We start from the raw sequence: 17,865 nt of genomic DNA, 5'->3' as shown, positions 1-17,865 counted from the left end.
TCTTCCTTGACATTTCCGCTGGAAAGGGTATTATGGCTAAATCTGACGCGGGGTGGAGCAGTTCGGTAGCTCGTCGGGCTCATAACCCGAAGGTCGTTGGTTCAAATCCAGCCCCCGCTACCAAGCATATAACAAGGACTTAGCTCAGCTGAGTCCTTTTTTTATTTGATGAGGCCTGAGCGCGTGTCCGTTCGCCAAGGCTGAAGGATGTTGAGGGGTGATATGGCTGCGAATGTTGAAGAGGTAACGATCCAATACGAAGAGGAAGGGGTGGTGGTCGTCAAGGAGCTTGACAAGATCATCCTTTCCAAGGGTGCCTGGGCGACGATAATTTTCCGTTACCAGCAGTGGGATGCCAAGAAAAACGAATACAGCACCGACAGATATTCCATCCGGCGCTACCGCAAGGTCAACGGCGAATACTCCCAGCAGTCCAAGTTCAACATCTCAAGCCCCGACCAGGCCCAGAAGATCGTTGAAGCCCTGACCGGCTGGCTGGCGTAACCCTTTTCGGGGCAGGGTGCCCACCGGATGTTTCTCCCCCGGAACAGGACCGAGACCGGCGGCTTGATCGGTCCGGAATGCTCGATAAGATCCGCGAAATGAATCCAAGATGGTTGACGGTGTTTGCCTGAAGAAGCTATAGTTTTTTGATTTCCCACCTTATTTCCGGCGCGCTGAAGGGTTGAGAGCATGAATATTACCCTGAAAAGAGAACTCATCGGCAATGAAGCGATGGTCATCCTCGATACCATCCGCCGCCTGAACCGTCGCAACGCCGTCGATCACCTCCTCAAGCTCGTCAACAAGACCCATCCGGCCGACCTGGCCGTCATCTTTCGCCATCTTCCCTCGGAAGAACGTCGCAACGTCTTCAACATCATAGCGCAAACGCCCATAGTCGGTGAATTCCTGAGCGAGCTCGATCAGGCGATCATGATCGATCTGGTGGAGGCCCTCACCCCGCAGTACATGGTTTCCATCATCAAGGAGATGGATAAGGACGACGCCGCCGACATCCTGGAAGCACTGCCCGAGAGCGTGGCCAACGAAATCCGCAAGGGGATGGAGAAATCAGACCGGGAAGAGGTCGACGAGCTTCTCCAGTACGACTCCGAAACGGCCGGCGGCCTGATGTCTCCCGATTTCATGGCCCTGGATGACGAAATGAGCGTGGGAGACGCCATCAAGAAAATTCAGGAGTACAGCGAAGAAAAGGAGATGTCCTTCTATCTCTATATCACCCATGGCGACGAGGCGCGCCTGTCCGGTGTACTTTCCCTGCGCGAACTGCTGATGCACCCTCCGTACCGGCAACTGAAAAACATCATGAACCCCAGGGTTATCGCCGTGACCACCGAAATGGACCGCGGCGAGGTCGCCCACGTTGTTTCCAAGTACAACTTTCTTGCCGTGCCGGTCGTGGATTCCGCCTACCGCCTGGTTGGTATCGTGACGGTTGACGACATCATCGACGTCATCCGCGAGGAGGCGACGGAGGAGTTCCTGCAAATGGCCGGCGCTGGCAAGGACCAGGAGATCCTGCTGAAACCGGTTCTGAAAAACGCCATGACCAGGGCGCCCTGGCTTTTCGCCACCTGGCTGGGCGGAGTCGTCAATATCCTGATCATCAGCTCCTTCCAGACCGAACTGCTGCAGGTGGTCGCCCTGGCCGCCTTTATTCCCATCATCGCCGGCATGGGGGGCAATATCGCCACCCAGTCCAGCACCATTGTCGTGCGCGGCATCGCCACCGGCCGCATCAATATGCAGGCCCTTGGCAAACTGATCTTCAAGGAGATGCGGGTCGGGCTGCTTCTTGGCGCGGTTTATGGGCTGTTTCTGGGAATTCTTGCCTATCTTGGCTATATGGAGACGCCCCGCCTCGGACTGGTGGTGGGCTTTGCCATTCTTTTTTCCATGAGCCTCGCCGCGACGGTGGGCACCCTGGTCCCCCTGGTTTTCCGTCGGCTCGACATCGACGCCGCCATCGCCACCGGCCCCTTTGTCACAACCACCATCGACATCCTGGGGGTCACCGTCTATTTTTTCGTAGCCAAAATTCTTCTCAATCTTTAGGACATGATCACGCCGCCGTCACATCCTGTTGCCAAACGCCGGGTTTCCCTCCTTGCCCTCCTGGTCTGCATCCTCGTGGGCTGGTGGTTTTTTTTCCTGCATGAGCGTTCGCCGCTCGACCCCACCGCCAAGCCGCGTGCGATAACCGCCAGGGGCGATCTCGCCTCTGACGAACAGAACACCATCGAACTTTTTCGCGTCTCCTCGCCGTCGGTGGTTTACATCACCAACATCGAACTGCGGCGCAACCTTTTCAGCCTGAACGTTCATGAAATCCCCCAGGGTACGGGGTCCGGCTTTATCTGGGACAAGGAGGGCCGCATCGTCACCAATTATCATGTCATCGAATCGGCAAGCCGCGTGGAGGTTACCCTTGCCGACCGCTCCTCCTGGAAGGCCACCCTGGTGGGGGTGGCGCCGGACAAGGACATCGCGGTTCTGCGGATCGCAGCGCCGGCGGACCAGCTCCATCCTCTGCCCATCGGTGAATCGAGCAATCTCCTGGTGGGGCAGAAGGTTTTTGCCATCGGCAACCCCTTCGGGCTTGACCAGACCCTGACCTCCGGTATCGTCAGCGCCCTGGGCAGGGAGATTAAATCCGCCACCGGCCGCACCATTGAAGGAGTTATCCAGACCGATGCCGCCATCAATCCCGGCAATTCCGGCGGGCCTCTCCTTGACAGCGCCGGCCGGCTCATCGGCGTCAATACCGCCATCTACAGCCCTTCCGGCGGCAGCGCCGGTATCGGCTTTGCCGTGCCGGTGGATGTCGTCAACCGGGTGGTGCCGGAGATCATCCGCTATGGGCGGGTCATCCGCCCCGGTCTGGGCATTTCCGTGGCCAATGAACAGATTGCCAAGCGCATCGGGGTCACCGGCGTGCTGATCATCAACGTGCAACCGGGCAGCAGGGCGGAAGCGGCTGGCCTGCAGGGCACCCGGCGCTTGCGGGAAGAGATCATCCTGGGCGACATCATCGTGGCGGTGAACGAGGAGGAAGTCGCCTCATATGACGACTTGCGAAATGCCCTGGACCATTATAAGGTTGGCGAGGCGGTCACCCTGACAATCGAACGGGAAGGACAACAACTCCAGGTTTCCGTGAGCCTGGAAGAGGTGGGGTAACGAGTTGACCTGGTGGACGCGGGCCCTGAAAAGTCTTATCTCCATTAATGAGCAGCGTCTGGATCTCTTTCGGGTTTTTCCCGGGATCCGCAGATTTCTGGCTGCCCGCCACCATTACGCCTATCTGCGGACCGCCGGCGATGTGCTCTTTGTCCTCGTGGTCATCTCCGGCCTCTTCGGCCCCCGCGACCCCGACCGCAACGTCGCCGTTTTTCTCTCCTGGGGGTTTATCTGGCCCACCATCGTCCTGAGTTGGTTTTTTGTGGGCAGGATGTGGTGCGGCATCTGCCCCTTTCCCGGCCTGGGGGTCTTTCTCCAGCGCCGCGGCTTGACGCTTTCCTGGAATGTGCCGAGGATTCTGCAGAAATACGGGGTCTACGCCTCGGTCATCCTTCTGGCCCTGATCATCTGGATCGAGGTTGTTGCCAGCCTGGATCGCTCACCGGTGGGCACTTCATATTTCGTTCTTTCCATTGTTCTGGGGGCGGCGGTGCTTTCCGTGCTTTTTCCCGGGCAGGCCTGGTGCCGGCACCTCTGTCCGCTGGGCCGGATCAGCGGCGCGGCCGCCACGCTTTCCATCACCGAATTCAGGCCCGATCACGACAAGTGCCGTGGTTGCGAAACCTTTGCCTGTAAAAAGGGGCTGGACGGCAAGCGGGGCTGCCCGGTCTACCTGGGCGCCTATAACGTGCAGAACAATCTGCACTGCCTGGTCTGCGGTCACTGCCTGCCTTTCTGCGACCGCAATTCCCCGCAGCTCCTCCTGCGCAACCCCTACTCGGAGCTGATCCGCAACAAGGGCCGCTACATCACCTGTTCCTACATCGTTCCCTTCCTGATCGGCTCCCAGCTCGCCAGGTTTCTGCGCAAGAAGGAGATGTACAGTCAGGTCGCCTCCTACACCGGCTGGCCCGACGCCGTTCTCTTCAGCCTGCTCCTCCTCGTCGGCTTTGCCCTTTCCATGGCGATCATCCGTTTCGGTTCACGGCTTTTCGGGATCACCGAGGATCCACTCTTCGGGAAATTTTCGCCCATGGTTCCCATCCTGATCCCCATGGCCTTCACCGGCGAACTGGTCTACCGCATGAGCTATTTCGCCGCCGGGCTCGGCAATTTCATCCCCACCCTGGGCAGGCAGTTCGGCCTGGGCTTCCTTTTAAATCTTTTCTTCGCCATTCCGGATTTTCCGGTGCAGATCCTCTCCGCCTTCTTCATGCTCAACGGCTCCATCGCCGGATGCTACATCCTCTGGCAGTTCTGCCTCAACGATTTCGAGGGGCATGTCCGGCTGCGCAACTTTCTCGGCATCAATTTACTTATCGCTCTCCTTCTGTTTTTTTATCTGACTGTCATTTTTTAGTCTGTTCAGTTGATTGAGGAACGAGACTCTCTTTTTCCGGGCCACCTCCCGCATGTCCGTGGCCTGATCCGATTCATCGATGATCTCCCTGCCGACAATCTCCTCGATGATGTCCTCCAGGCTCACCACCCCAGTCACGGCGCCGTATTCGTCCACCACCATGAAGAGATGCATGTGGTGTTCAAAGAATTCGAGCAGGATTTTGGTGAGACGGCCGGTTTCCGGGACAAAATGCGCCGGGTGCATGATGTCGCGCAGGCTTTTCTTTTCCCCGCCCTGGGTGGCGCAGCTCAGGAGATCCTTCCTCAGGACAATACCGATGACGTCATCCATGTTTTTTTGATACACCGGGATGCGGCTGTGCATGCTGAGCATTTCCTTTTCTCCCATGGCATCCTCCACCTTCAGATCGGCGTTGAGCATGAAGGTGACCGTGATGGGAGTCATGATCTGCCGGACGTTTTTTTCCTTCAAGTCAAGGATGTTGGTGATGACCCGCCGTTCCTGCAGGCTGATCTCCCCTGATTTGTGACTCTGGCGGGCCAGGGCCCGGATCTCCTCGGCGGAAACCAGAAGCCCGTCGCCCCTGGTCGGCAGCAGGCGGGTGATCGCCTGGATGATAAGGACCAGGGGCGTTAGAATTTTAACCATCCAGTGCAGGGGAAAGGCGATCCAGACAGCCAGGTTTTTGCAGTAGGCGACCCCGAGGGTTTTGGGCAGAATTTCCGAAAAAAGCAGGATGGCGAAGGTGAAGGCGGCGGAAAACCACACCATGCTGCTGTCCCCGAAGACCTCGGCTGCCGCGGCGCCGGCCACGGCGGCACCGGCCGTGTTGGCGATGGTGTTGAGGGTGAGGATTGCCGTGATGGGCCTGTGGATGTCCTTTTTGAGGGCCATCAGGATCTTGCCAATCCTTTTGTGGGTGTGGCTGGTGATTTCGATATGGCTCACGGGCAGAGAGTAGAGCGCCGCTTCGCAGATGCTGCATAAGGAAGAGATGACAATGGCGAATCCGACAGAAAGGCATAATTGTAAGATCAATTTTTCCTCCAGGGGGCAGGTTTGCTGTTAACGGTGGTTGCAAAAGCCGGGGACGGCTTTTGCAACCACCGGCTGGTCAAAGACGCTTTGGCCAACTTCCCGGATTGCCTGGCTTTTGCCTGGCTCTTGCTGGGCCGGCTGAATCCGGCTGAATCCGGCGACACATCCGGTACCGCCCAGCCCGTTTTTCAACGGGCTGGCTACTCACGCCGTCGAGGCGCATTTTGCGTGAATTTATTTCAATTATTTATGCAATGCAGGCAGATTTCTGGTTGCATAAGGGATACTATGTATTATATATATTTTTTATCTCCTTCAATAATTTTGCAGACAAAACAGGTCTCAGCAAAAAAAAGTAACACATCCGAACTCCTTCATATATCACCAACATGGTGGGATTGCTCCTTTTTTCAGGAGACAGGCACTATTGCATGCTGCGTGCGTTAGTGGCCAAGGGGGGTTGGGCGATCTATGGGTTGCATGAAGAAGTATTCCGTCTTTATTGTTGATCACAATGTATCACACCGAACCGCATTTCAAGAATCCCTAAGTCATTGGCCGCATCTTCTCTGTTTCTGTGCCGGTATTGAAGATTTCAAACAGCTTGTCTCCGGGGTCATGCCCGACGTTGTTCTCTGCAACCTGAATCTGCCGGGGATAAAGGAGCATGATTTTCTCCGTTTTGTCCAGAATGTCTGTCCCCACGCAATCAGAATCGTATTTTCCGAGGAAGGCGAAAACGATGCTCTGCTGAAAATGGTTGCCACTGGCTCAGCCCACCGTTCCTTTCTGCTCCCGGTCGACGCGCAGGTGATCGGCGCAATGGAGCATGATCTGCTTGTCCGCTCCCGGATCCGGGTGCGCAAATGCTGGGATTTCATGCGGCAGGGCCAATGTCTGCCTGCCCTGCCTCCTGTCATGCGGGAACTTGAGCTTATTCTCCAAAATGCCAATTACGCCCTGAAAGACGTGGTCGAGGTGATCGAAAAGGATCCCCCCCTGGCCGGGCGCCTGCTGCAGATTGTCAATTCCGCCCTTTTCGCCAGAGGCGTTGGCATTGACAATCTGCATCGGGCCGTCAATTTTCTCGGCATCAGCCGGACCAGGAAAATGATCCTCTTCCTTTCCGCGCTGAACCATTTCCGCTATCCCAAAAAATATCACCGCCACGCCCTGCGGATCATCGACCACAGCATCCAGTGCGGCAAGCTTGCCGGTATTATCGCCGAAAACGTGGCCCCGGGTCTGGAAAGAACCGCGATCACCGCGGGACTGCTCCATGATATCGGCAAACTGGTTTTTCTTTCCTCCCTTGATGAGGATCTGCAGAATTCTCCTTCCTTCATGCAGCGCTATCAGCTTTTCGCCACCGAACTTGAGGAACAGATCTTCGGTATTTCCCATCTCGAACTGGGCAGCTCGCTGCTCCTCTGGTGGAACCTGCCTCTGGTAATGGTGGACGCCGCCGCCAATCACGGGCAACCCCTCAATTCGCTGCGCGGGGTGACGCAGTGCGTGGCCATAGCCGATCGCTGCCTGCTCAGCGCCGCCTATGGCTCCAGGATCACCACCGACCTCAATGAGCTTGCCGGTGATTTTCCGGTGGAAAAATGGCTGCAATTTGCGCGGATTTTGACTACAGATAAAACCATGCCCATAGCTGCATAGCGGTCTTGCCATTACGGCCGGAAAAGGCCGTGATGGGCTTGTGCCAGGCGGCAACAGGCCGACCGGCAAGACCTTCGTATTTGCGGGTCATTTGCGGGCAGCCGGGAAAAACAGGGATTTTGGCCACCGGCACCATTCAATCAGCCGTTTTCGCGGGAGAGGGTTAATGATCAGATTCAGCACGGTTACCCCGGCGGAGTATGCCGGCGATCTTTTGGTTTATCTGGTGCGGCAGGGGAAAAAAGGCGCTCCGCGATGCCAGGATCCCCGGGTCGGCACCGTGATCAAGCGGGTGCACGCAGTCGGGGATTTCGACGGCAAGGAAGGGGAGAGCCTCCTCTTCTATCCGGAAAAAGCAGGCGGGAAAAAGAGCGGCAGGCGCATACTGGTCCTCGGCCTCGGCAAGGAGGAACCGAGCCGGGAACTGTTCCGCAGGACTGGCGGCAGCGCCGCCTCCCTGGCCATGAAGGGGAAGGCAAAGGAGATGCTCCTGGTTCTGCCCGAGGAGCTTGATTTTGATCTGCCGGCCATGGCGGAAAGCCTGGGAGAAGGCCTGATCCTGGGCGCCTACCGTTTTAAGAAGTACAAAACCAAGGAGGATCCCGACAATTCCCGCGGCGAACTCAGGGAGGTTGCCCTTTATGCCAGCAACGGCAAGGGGCTGCGGCCGGCGATCAGGAGCGCGGAGATCGTGGCGAAGGCTGCCTGCGCCGCCCGGGACATGGCCAATGAGCCCGGCAGCCACTGGACACCAGGCCATTTTGCCGATTACGGCAAAAAGCTGGCGGAAAAGCATGGCCTGAGCTGCAAGGTCCTTGACAAGGCAAAGCTCAGCCATTTGGGCATGGGCGGCCTTCTCGGCGTCAACCAGGGTTCCGCCCTGCCGCCGAAGATGATCGTTCTTGAGTACAAAGCCGCGGCAAAGGCCCCGACCCTTCTCATGGTCGGGAAGGGTCTCACCTTTGATTCCGGCGGAATTTCCCTGAAGCCGAGCAGCGGCATGGAAGAGATGAAATATGACATGTGCGGCGGCGCCGCCGTGCTCTGCGCCATGGAGGCGGCCGCCGAAGCCGGGCTCAAGGGTCTCAATCTGGTGGCCATCGTCCCGGCCACGGAAAACCTGCCCGGTCCGGCCGCGCTCAAGCCCGGTGACGTCATCACCCAGTTTGGCGGCAAAACCGTGGAGGTGGTCAACACCGATGCGGAAGGCCGCCTGATCCTCGCCGATGCCCTGGCCTACGGTATCAAGAAGTACAAGCCCGACATGGTGGTTGATGTCGCCACCCTGACCGGCGCGGTGATCGTAGGTCTCGGCCATCACCATACCGGGCTGATGGGAACCGATGACGGGCTCTGCGAAAAGCTTGTCGCCGCGGGAGCCCGCTGCGGAGAGCCGCTTTGGCGTCTGCCCCTGGGAGCGGACTACACCAAGCAGCTCAAATCGGAAATAGCGGATCTGAAAAACGTCGGCAACCGGGACGGCGGCTCCATTACCGCCGCCTGTTTCCTCAAGGAATTCGTCGGCGATATCCCCTGGGCCCATCTGGACATCGCCGGCACCGCCTGGAGCTTTACCGAGAAGTCCTACATTCCAAAAGGGCCTTCCGGCATCGCGGTGCGCACCCTTTTCGACTTTATCCGCAACTGGAAAAAGTAGGGTGTCAGGCCGCAGCCAGGTCAAAAGCCGCTGAGAACAGTTTTTTCGTGTAGGGATGCTCCGGGCTGGTAAAGATTTTCGCCGCCGGCCCGCTCTCCACCACCCGTCCCGCCTGCATCACCGCCACGTCGTCGGCCAGGGCCTTGACCACCCGCAGGTCATGGGAGATGAAGAAGTAGGTGATCCCGTAGCGATCCTGCAGGGTCTTCAGCAGTTCGATCACCTGGGCCTGGATGGTCATGTCCAGAGCACTGGTCGGTTCGTCCAGCACCAGGAAGCGGGGCTTTAAAATCACCGCCCTGGCGATGGCGATGCGCTGCCTTTGGCCGCCGGAAAATTCATGGGGATAACGTTCCGCCATCTCCGGGGCAAGGCCGACCTCGGCCAACGCCTCCTCCACCAGCCGTCTTCTCTCCCGTCTCGCGCCAATGCCGTGTACGCCCAGGCCTTCGCCCACGATCTGGCCCACGTTCAGGCGGGGCGAAAGCGAGGAGAAGGGATCCTGGAACACCACCTGCAATTCCTTGCGAAGCGGCCGCCACTGCCGGTTTGAAATCTTGAGCAGATTCCGGTCCTGATAGATGATCTCGCCGCTGCCGTTCACCAGCTTCAGGATGCACATGCCCAGGGTGCTCTTGCCGGAACCGGATTCGCCCACCACCCCGAAGGTGGTTCCCTGCCGGATGGTGAAGGAGACCTCATCCACCGCCTTGATGACGTTGACGGTTCTTCTTAGAAAACCGGCTTTCAGCGGAAAATGGCAGGAGACGTTTCTGGCTGAAAGCAAAACAGGCAGGTTTTCCTTGGGGGCCGGCGCTCCGTGGGGCACCGAGCCGAGCAGATGTTTGGTGTAGTCGTGGCTCGGCCTGGCAAAGACCACCGGGGTCGGGCCATGTTCGACGATTCTGCCCTGGTGCATGATGTGGACGTAATCGGCGATTTTTCCCACCATGTTGAGATCGTGGGTGATGAGAAGCAGGGCCATGCCCAGTTCCTGCTGGATTTCCTTGATCAGGGCGAGGATCTGCGCCTGGATGGTCACGTCCAGGGCGGTGGTCGGCTCGTCGGCGATGAGCAGGCTTGGCTGGCAGGCCAGGGCCATGGCGATCATCACCCGCTGCCTTTGTCCGCCGGAAAGCTGGTGCGGGAAGCTGGCCAGCCGCTCGGCAGGATCGGAAATTCCGCAACGGACAAGCAGGGCCGCCGCCTTTTCGCGGGCCTCCTCCCTGCCCAGGCCCTGGTGCACCAGCAGGGGTTCCATGAGCTGGTCGCCGATGGTGTACACCGGGTTCAGCGAGGTCATGGGCTCCTGAAAGATCATGGCGATACGGTTGCCTCTGATCTTTCGAAGGCGTTCCTCCTCGGCCCGGACCAGATTTTCCCCTTCAAAAAGCACTTCGCCCTCGATGGCGGCGATATCCTTTTCAAGCAGGCGGAGGATGGAGAGGGCGGTCACCGATTTTCCCGAGCCGGACTCGCCGACCAGGGCCACGGTCTGCCCCTGGTCGATGCTGAGGGAAACCTGGGCGAGGACAGGGGCAAAGCCCTGATCCGAATAAAAGCCGGTGGTGAGATTCTTTACTTCAAGCAGCATGGCAGACCCCGTTTGCGGCCGTGGAAAAGGGAAGATTCCGGTTGCACAGGCGGTTACCCCTTGCGCGGGTCAAAGGTTTCCCGCAAGGCCTCGCCGATGAAGATCAACAGCACCAGGGTGCCGACCAGCACCGCAAAGGTGCTCAAGGAAAGCCACCAGGCCTCGATGTTGTTTTTGCCCTGGGCCAGCAGTTCCCCCAGGCTCGGGGTGGGCGGCGGCACGCCAAGGCCGAGGAAGTCGAGACTGGTGAGGGCCAGGATCGAGCCGCTCATCCGGAAGGGCAGAAAGGTGATGACCGGGGTCATGCCGTTGGGCAGCAGATGCCGGAACATGATGGTGAGGTTGCCGACGCCGAGTGCCTTGGCGGCCCGGACATAATCGAGATTGCGTCCCTTGAGGAACTCGGCGCGCACATAGTCGGACAAGCCCATCCAGCCGAAGATGGAAAGGAGGACCAGCAAAAGGAGCACGCTGGGCTTGAAGATCGAGGCGAAGATGATGAGCAGATACAACTCGGGCATGGCGCTCCAGATCTCGATGAAACGCTGCATGAAAAGATCGGTTCTGCCGCCCAGGTATCCCTGGACGGCGCCGGTGATGATGCCGATCAGGGTGCCGAGAAAGGTGAGGACGAAGGCGAAGAGGACGGAAAGCCTGAATCCGTAAATGAGGCGGGCCAGCACATCCCGGCCCCGGTCGTCGGTGCCCAGATAGTTATCCGCGTCAGGGGCCGATGGCACCGGCTGGTCGAGCCTGAGGTTGATGGAGGAGTAGCTGTGGGGGTTGATGGGGAAAAAGGCCCTGTTGCCGCCGCTGCTCAACTTTTCCAGGATGTAGGGGTCCCGGTAGTCGGTGGCTGTTTCAAAATCGCCGCCAAAGGTGGTTTCCGGGTACTCCCTGAAGAGCGGAACATAGAAGCCGCCTTGGTAGTAGACGAGAAATGGTTTGTCGTTGCTGAGCACCTCGGCGCAGAGGCTTAACAGAAAGCAGATGGAAAAAAGAATCAGGCTGTAGTAGCCGCGCCTGTTTTTCTTGAAGCGGCGCCAGCGACGGGAGGACAGTTTTTCTCTCGCTTCTGCCATGGCTATTGGTTTTCCACGCTTTCAAAGGTGATCCGCGGATCCACGACCACATAGCTGAGGTCGGAGAGCAGACGGGAGACGAGACCGATGATGGTAAAGAAGTAGAGGGTGCCCAGAACCACGGGATAGTCGCGGTTCAGGATGGATTCATAGGCAAGCAGGCCCATGCCGTCCAGGGAGAAGATGGTTTCGATGAGCAGGCTGCCGGTGAAGAAGGCGGTGATGAAGGAGCCGGGAAAGCCGGTGATGATGGGGATGATGGCGTTGCGGAAGACATGGCGGTAGAGGACCCGGTTTTCGCTTAAGCCCTTGGCCCGGGCGGTGAGCACATACTGCTTTCTGATCTCCTCCAGGAAGCTGTTCTTGGTCAGCAGGGTCATCACCGCCAGGCTGCCCACCGTGCTGGAGACGATGGGCAGGACCATGTGCCAGAGATAGTCCAGTACCTTGGCGACAAGGCTCATCTCGGCCCAGTTGTCGGAAACGAGGCCGCGCAGGGGAAAGATGTTCCAGAAGCTGCCGCCGCCGAAGAGAACGATGAGGACGATGGCCAGAACAAAGCCCGGGATGGCGTAGCCGACCAGAATGGCGGAGCTGGTGATGACGTCGAAGCGCGAGCCGTCCCGGACCGCCTTGGCGATCCCCAAGGGAATGCAGGTGCCGTAGACGATGAGAAAGGACCAGAGGCCAAGCGACATGGAAACGGGCAGCTTCGAAACCACCAGGGAAACCACGCTGTTGTGGTGGTAATAGCTCTGGCCGAAATCAAAGACCAGATAGTTCTTCACCATGGACAGAAAGCGTTCCACCGGCGGCCTGTCAAAGCCGTACAGCTCCCTGAGCTTGGCGATCCGTTCCTCGTCAAGGCCTTTGTCGCCCTGATAAAGATCGGCGCTCCTGCTCTGGCGGACTTCGCCGCCGGCCCGGTCGTGGCCCTGCAACTGGGCAAGCATCCTCTCCACCGGCCCGCCCGGGACGAACTGGGTCACGGTGAAGGTGACAAGCATGATCCCGAAAATGGTGGGAATCATCAGGAGGATGCGGCGGAGGATGTATGCGGCCATGATCGCCTTGGGTAATGAGAATTGACGGTCCCGTAAAAGCCTCGGCGCCACACGGGCACGAGACGACCAAGCAGAGGGGAAAAGGGCCTCAACAGTTCAGTCATTGACTAGCAGGGAATGGGGCAGGGCGTCAAGAGGAATATCCCGGAAAAGGATTTTGCCGCCTCAGGCAACCGATTCCCTGATGGCCGCGCAGAGATCATGCATCCGGAAGGGTTTGGCCAGATAGCTGTCCATGCCGGCTTTCAGGCACTTTTCCCTGTAGCCGGGCAGGGCATGGGCAGTCACGGCAATGATCGGCACATGGCGGCCTTCCGCCGCTTCGATCTCGCGGATGAGCCCGGTCGCTTCAAAGCCGTTCATCCCGGGCATCTGCACATCCATGAGGATCAGGTCCACGGCCTCGCTCTTGAAGGCGGCCACCGCTTCCTTGCCGTCGGCCACCATGATGACCTGATGGCCAAGGATCTGGAGCATCAGCCGCAGAAATTTTTGATTGATCGGGTTGTCCTCGACCACGAGCACCCGCAGTTTTTTCAAGGGGCAGGCGGAGTTTCCTGTTTCCTCGGGACTCCCCTGGCCGGTTTGCGGGAAGAGCTCACCCGCACCCTCAAGGACAACGGGCAGTTTCAGATCCACGAAAAAGGTGCTGCCCTTGCCGGGATCACTCTTCATGCCGAGGCTGCCATCCATCAGATCGGCAAGGTGCCGGGCCAGGCTCAGGCCAAGGCCGAGGCCGCGCATCTTCCTGGTGCTGTATGGCCCCATCTGCCTGAAGGATTCAAACATGGCGGATTGCTGGTCCAGGGGAATGCCGCAGCCTGTGTCGGTGACCTCGAAGCGGAGCTGGATGATCTGGGCGCCATTGTCGCTTGAGAAAAAGCCGAGAGGGCGTATGCGGATCACCACCTCGCCCTGCTCGGTGAATTTGATGGCGTTGTCGAGCAGATTTTCAAAAATCTGAAAGATCCGGCTCACATCGCCATATACCATGCGCGGCACCGCGACAGGCTCTATGTAATAGAGGTCAAGGCCTTTGTGCCGGGCGGCGGGCAGATATTTCAATTTCAGTTTCTCCAGCATCCGGTACAGATCGAACGGGGCCTTGCTGAGTTGCATGGTGCCGTTTTCGAGTCTTGAAAAATCCAGGATGCCGTCAATGAGGTTCAGCAGATCTCTGCCGGCTTCCTGAATGGAGAGAGCGTTTTCCCGCTCCTTTTCATCGAGCCCGCCGTGCAGCAGCAGTTCCGCCATGCCGATGACGATGCTGAGCGGGGTTCTGAATTCATGGCTCATCCTGGAGAGAAACTCTGTTTTATGCTGATCGGCAAGTTCGGCGGCAAGTCGGGCCGAGGCCTCCGCCGCGAGCAGTTGCTTTTCCCGGTTTATCGAGTTGTTGAGTTTTTCGGCCATGCTGTTGAAGGAGAGGGCAAGATCACCGATTTCATCGTTTTCCGCCTCGACCTTCTGGTCGAAAATGCCCTTGGCCATGGCCTCGCTGGCCATGACCAGCTTGTGTATGGGGGTGGTGATGCCCTGGGTGATGAAGTAGGTGGAAATGCTGGCCAGAATGACAAGGCCCGAAAGGATGAGAAGGGAAAGATTGCGGATGAGCCGCGGCACCGCGGTATAATCCGCCAGGGGCAGCACGAAGAGCACGCTCCAGGTGGTGTTTTCCACCGGAGCAAGGGTGAAAACCGATTCAACCCCCTGAAAAACGCCCTGCCGCGGCGGGGAAGGATCATTCCTTTCGGCCGCGGCGAGCAGGGATGCGATGTCTGTATCGGCCAGGGTGAGTGAAGGGGCGGCTTCTTTCCCTCCGAGGTCGGTGAGGATGGTGCCATCCTGATCAACCACGATGCAGGTTCCTTTTTTCTGCATGGAGCAGTTTCCGCACGGACCGACAAAGGCTTCGAGATCGGCATGGGCCAGAATCATCCCCTGGAACCGATCGCCGAAATACCCCTGGTTGACATAGGAAAACCGTACGACATGGCGTTGCAGGACCGGCTCGAAAACCACGCCGGCAAGGTGTGTCCGGTTCGGCGCGGCAAGGGATTCCTGGAAAATGCGCGAGGTGGAGTGGTCCCGCAGCACGGAGAAGAGTTCGCCCCCAAGGGAGCTGACCTCCTCATGCCCCTGTTCGTCCACATAGCTGAGATAGGAGAATTGGTCCTTGTGGCGGGCCAGATGTTTGGCGAGAAACAGTTCCTGATACTTTTCCGCGTAGCGCCGGACCTCGGGCGCTTCGGCGATCTCCTTGAGCAGGTCGGCATGCTTTTCCACCCTGCCGGCCACGGCGCTTGCCGTGGTTGAGGCAAGAATCCGCATCTGTTCGTTTTGCGAATCGTTGAACAGCCGCGCCATGAAAAAATAGCTGGCAAGGGAAAGCAGCGCGGTGGCGATGCTCACCAGGGCGAGGTGACTTATGAAGATTTTCTTGCCGATGGGGAAACGCATGGCTTTCCGGGATTCACTCGACGGGAATCGCCCCGTTTTCAATAATTATTTTTTTTGCCGCCGGGCCATGGAGAAACTGCAGAAAATCGCGGGCAAGCCCGGAGAGCGGCTCCTGCCATACCATGGCGAAGGTGATGACCAGCGGATATTTTTTATTTCGGATATTGGCTTCGTCCGGGGCGATGCCGTCGAAGCGCAGCACGTGGAGCGGTTGTCCCTTGGCCATGGGCAGCGGCAGGTAGCCGATGGTGTTGGCATAGGTAAGCAGGGTATGCACGGCGTCGGGGGTGGAGTATATTTTTTCCCCGGCAAACTCGGGGATGTCCCGAAAGCCCGGGATCGCGCTCTCCAGGATCGACCGGGAAGAGTCTCCCTCCTCCCGGTTCATGACGTAGATCTTTCCGCTGCCGCCCAGATCCCGCCAATCCTTGAGCCGACCGGAGTAAATGGCCACGACCTGCTCCGGGCTCAGACTCTTCACGGCGCCGACACTGGGATGCGTCACGAAAACAACGGGAGAAAGGGCAAAGGGGCGGTGTTTGAGGGGAAAGGCCGTTTCCTTCCCCCTCAATGGCCTGGCTACCCTGGCAAGTTCGTATTCCTTGTGCAGCACGGCATGGATGCCGCCGCCGCTGCCGGTGCTGTCCGGGATCTCGACGGTTATGCCCGGATGGAAACGCATGAAATGGCCGGCGAGATTGCGCAGCAGGGATTGGCTGTCTCCTGTGCCGGGAATGGTGAGGGTCCTGCCCGGCGTTTCTTCGGCCCGGCAGGGAGAGGGCGAAAGGATCTGCGGCGGCAAGGCAAGAAGGAGCCAGAAGATTATGATGGCATGCGGATTCATGGCGGTTGCGGTCGGTTTCCGGCTGTTTTCACAATGGCAGGTCAGCGCCTCGCCCCCTGCTTCCCGGCGACAGGCTTCATCCACCAGGTCAAAAGGGCCTGGTAGGGGGAGTAGTAGAGGGGCAGGGTCTCCGGGCGGGCAAAGATATCGCGGAAGGCGATCCGGTGATAGGCGAGATACCAGTTGGGCACCACATAGTACCCGTACCAGAGAACCCGATCCAGGGCCCGACAGGCCGCGATCAGCTCTTCCTGGGTTTGGGCGTAAATGACCTTTTCCACCAGGAAATCGACCGCCGGATCCTTGACGCCGATGAGGTTGCGGGAGCCCTGCCGGTCCGCCGCGGCGGAATGCCAGTAGTTCCGCTGTTCGTTGCCCGGCGACTGCGACTGGCCGAAGACATTGACCGTCATGTCGAAATCAAAGGTGTCCAGGCGGCGAATGTAGAGGGCCGGGTCGATGATCCTTGAATGGGCGTTGATGCCAAGTTTCTTCAGATTGTTGATATAGGGCTCCATCACCCGCTCAAAGGAGGGGGAAACCAGAAGTATTTCAAATTCCAGGGGCTGGCCCAGGGCATTGGTCAACACCCCGTTCCTGATGGTCCAGCCTGCCTCGGCGAGTATCGCCTTGGCCTGTTTGAGATTGTTCCGCAGGCTGGCGGGGGGCGCCGTGCTCACCGGGGCGGGCGGCGTGGTGAACACCTCGTCGGGAAGCCGGCCGCGAAAAGGTTCCAGATAGCTCAGCTCAAGGCCTGTCGGCAGCCCCTGCGCAGCCATCGGCGAGTTGCTGAAGAAACTGTCGCAGCGGGTGTACTGGTCGAAAAACAGGGTGGAATTGGTCCATTCGAAGTCAAAGGCCATGCCGATGGCCTGGCGCACTCTGCGGTCCTGGAAAACGGGCTTTCTGATATTGAAGACAAACCCCTGCATGCCGGCGTTGTTCCTGTGCGCCATGGTTTCCTTGCGCAGTTCTCCGGAGGCGAAGCGCGGGCCGTCGAGATCGCGGGCCCACTGCTTGGCGATGTTGATGTACATGAAATCGAATTCGCCGGCCTTGAAGGCCTCCACCGCCACAAGCTGATCCTTGAAATATTTGTAGGTGATGGTCTCGAAGTTGAACATGCCTTTGCGGACATTGAGATCCTTGCCCCAGTACCGGGGATTTTTGGCATAGGTGATGGCCTTGCCGGGGATGACCTCCTTGACCAGATAGGGTCCGGAGGCAATCGGCGGCGTCATGCTCGGGGTGTTGAAGGGATGGGCCTGATAAAACTTTTTGGAAAACACCGGCAGCTGGCTTGCAATCATGTGCAGTTCCCGGTTGCGCTGGGAAAAGTTGAAACGGATCCTGCGCCGGTCGAGAATCTCCGCGGAGGTGATATCCTGAAAATAGATCTGGTAGGAGGGGCTTGCCAGGTCGCTCTTCAAGGTTTCCAGGGAAAATTTCACATCCTCCGGCGTGATGGGGGAGCCGTCTGAAAAACAGGCCTTTTCATGGATGGTGAAGGTCACCGACAGCCTGTCCGGGGCCACTTCGATATCCTTGGCGATCAGGCCGTAGGCGGCAAAGGGTTCATCAAGGCTGGGCACGGCCAGTGTCTCGAAAACGAACTCGTCAAGCCCGGTCGGCGGGGTGCCTTTCAGCGTGTAGGGATTGAGCTTGTCAAAGCTGCCCAGGTCGTGCAGAACGAGATTTCCGCCATCCCGCGCCTTGTCTGAAACATAATCGAATCGGCGGAACCCGGGCTTGTACTTGACCTTGCCGTCTATGCTGATGCCCTGGCCGGCAACGGCGGCAAAGGCGGTGAACAGCAGGATGGAGCAGGCTATGGCTAGGCTTCTCATGGGGATTTCCGTTGCTTGCGGCTTGCCGGCGGAGGCGCGACCTG

The 17,865-nt window shown here is 58.6% G+C and carries 13 protein-coding genes and 1 tRNA gene; 7 read left to right on the top strand and 7 right to left on the bottom strand.

All coding sequences use genetic code 11. The annotated features are described in order from the left end of the window. Positions 1-46: 46 nt before the first annotated feature. From ACUUL3_RS06320 to ACUUL3_RS06300, 5 genes are all read left to right on the top strand, one after another. Positions 47-123: transfer RNA gene (locus ACUUL3_RS06320), tRNA-Met, on the top strand. A 99-nt stretch (positions 124-222) separates the two neighbouring features. After that, positions 223-504 (top strand): hypothetical protein, encoded by a 282-nt coding sequence (locus tag ACUUL3_RS06315; protein ID WP_448555647.1) that lies wholly within the window; start codon positions 223-225, stop codon positions 502-504. 189 nt (positions 505-693) lie between these two features. Continuing rightward, on the top strand, positions 694-2,079 hold the full coding sequence (gene mgtE, locus ACUUL3_RS06310; RefSeq protein WP_448555645.1) for a magnesium transporter: 1,386 nt from the start codon (positions 694-696) through the stop codon (positions 2,077-2,079). A 3-nt stretch (positions 2,080-2,082) separates the two neighbouring features. Next, positions 2,083-3,204, top strand: a complete 1,122-nt coding sequence (locus ACUUL3_RS06305) for a S1C family serine protease (RefSeq protein WP_448555643.1) — start codon at positions 2,083-2,085, stop codon at positions 3,202-3,204. 4 nt (positions 3,205-3,208) lie between these two features. Continuing rightward, on the top strand, positions 3,209-4,564 hold the full coding sequence (locus ACUUL3_RS06300) for a 4Fe-4S binding protein (RefSeq protein ID WP_448555641.1): 1,356 nt from the start codon (positions 3,209-3,211) through the stop codon (positions 4,562-4,564). Here ACUUL3_RS06300 and ACUUL3_RS06295 read toward each other — a convergent pair. Beyond that, positions 4,517-5,605 (bottom strand): hemolysin family protein, encoded by a 1,089-nt coding sequence (locus ACUUL3_RS06295; protein ID WP_448555640.1) that lies wholly within the window; start codon positions 5,603-5,605, stop codon positions 4,517-4,519. The genes ACUUL3_RS06300 and ACUUL3_RS06295 overlap by 48 nt on opposite strands. Before the next feature lie 618 nt (positions 5,606-6,223). Here ACUUL3_RS06295 and ACUUL3_RS06290 point away from each other — a divergent pair. Next, complete coding sequence (locus ACUUL3_RS06290; RefSeq protein WP_448555638.1) at positions 6,224-7,273, top strand: HDOD domain-containing protein; 1,050 nt, start codon at positions 6,224-6,226, stop codon at positions 7,271-7,273. Positions 7,274-7,439: 166 nt separating this feature from the next. Continuing rightward, positions 7,440-8,930, top strand: coding sequence for a leucyl aminopeptidase (locus ACUUL3_RS06285; protein ID WP_448555636.1), 1,491 nt, complete (start codon positions 7,440-7,442; stop codon positions 8,928-8,930). A gap of 4 nt (positions 8,931-8,934) precedes the next feature. Here the strand turns inward: ACUUL3_RS06285 and ACUUL3_RS06280 are convergent, their stop codons facing one another. The 6 genes from ACUUL3_RS06280 to ACUUL3_RS06255 form a co-directional block, all read right to left on the bottom strand. Continuing rightward, positions 8,935-10,524, bottom strand: a complete 1,590-nt coding sequence (locus ACUUL3_RS06280; RefSeq protein WP_448555634.1) for an ABC transporter ATP-binding protein — start codon at positions 10,522-10,524, stop codon at positions 8,935-8,937. A gap of 53 nt (positions 10,525-10,577) precedes the next feature. After that, complete coding sequence (locus tag ACUUL3_RS06275) at positions 10,578-11,606, bottom strand: ABC transporter permease (RefSeq protein ID WP_448555632.1); 1,029 nt, start codon at positions 11,604-11,606, stop codon at positions 10,578-10,580. Between the two features lie 2 nt (positions 11,607-11,608). After that, positions 11,609-12,670 carry a microcin C ABC transporter permease YejB gene (locus ACUUL3_RS06270; protein ID WP_448555630.1) on the bottom strand — a complete coding sequence of 354 codons (1,062 nt, stop codon included), beginning with the start codon at positions 12,668-12,670 and terminating at the stop codon, positions 11,609-11,611. A gap of 165 nt (positions 12,671-12,835) precedes the next feature. Then, positions 12,836-15,130 (bottom strand): response regulator, encoded by a 2,295-nt coding sequence (locus ACUUL3_RS06265; protein WP_448555628.1) that lies wholly within the window; start codon positions 15,128-15,130, stop codon positions 12,836-12,838. A gap of 13 nt (positions 15,131-15,143) precedes the next feature. Beyond that, positions 15,144-16,058: a PstS family phosphate ABC transporter substrate-binding protein gene (locus ACUUL3_RS06260; protein WP_448555626.1), complete on the bottom strand. Its 915-nt coding sequence runs from the start codon at positions 16,056-16,058 to the stop codon at positions 15,144-15,146. Continuing rightward, positions 16,016-17,821: an extracellular solute-binding protein gene (locus ACUUL3_RS06255; protein ID WP_448555624.1), complete on the bottom strand. Its 1,806-nt coding sequence runs from the start codon at positions 17,819-17,821 to the stop codon at positions 16,016-16,018. Before ACUUL3_RS06255 ends, ACUUL3_RS06260 begins: the two co-directional genes overlap by 43 nt. Between the last annotated feature and the right edge of the window lie 44 nt (positions 17,822-17,865).

This window comes from Thiovibrio sp. JS02 (assembly GCF_053485635.1).
This window is presented reverse-complemented; position numbering and strand designations above follow the sequence as displayed.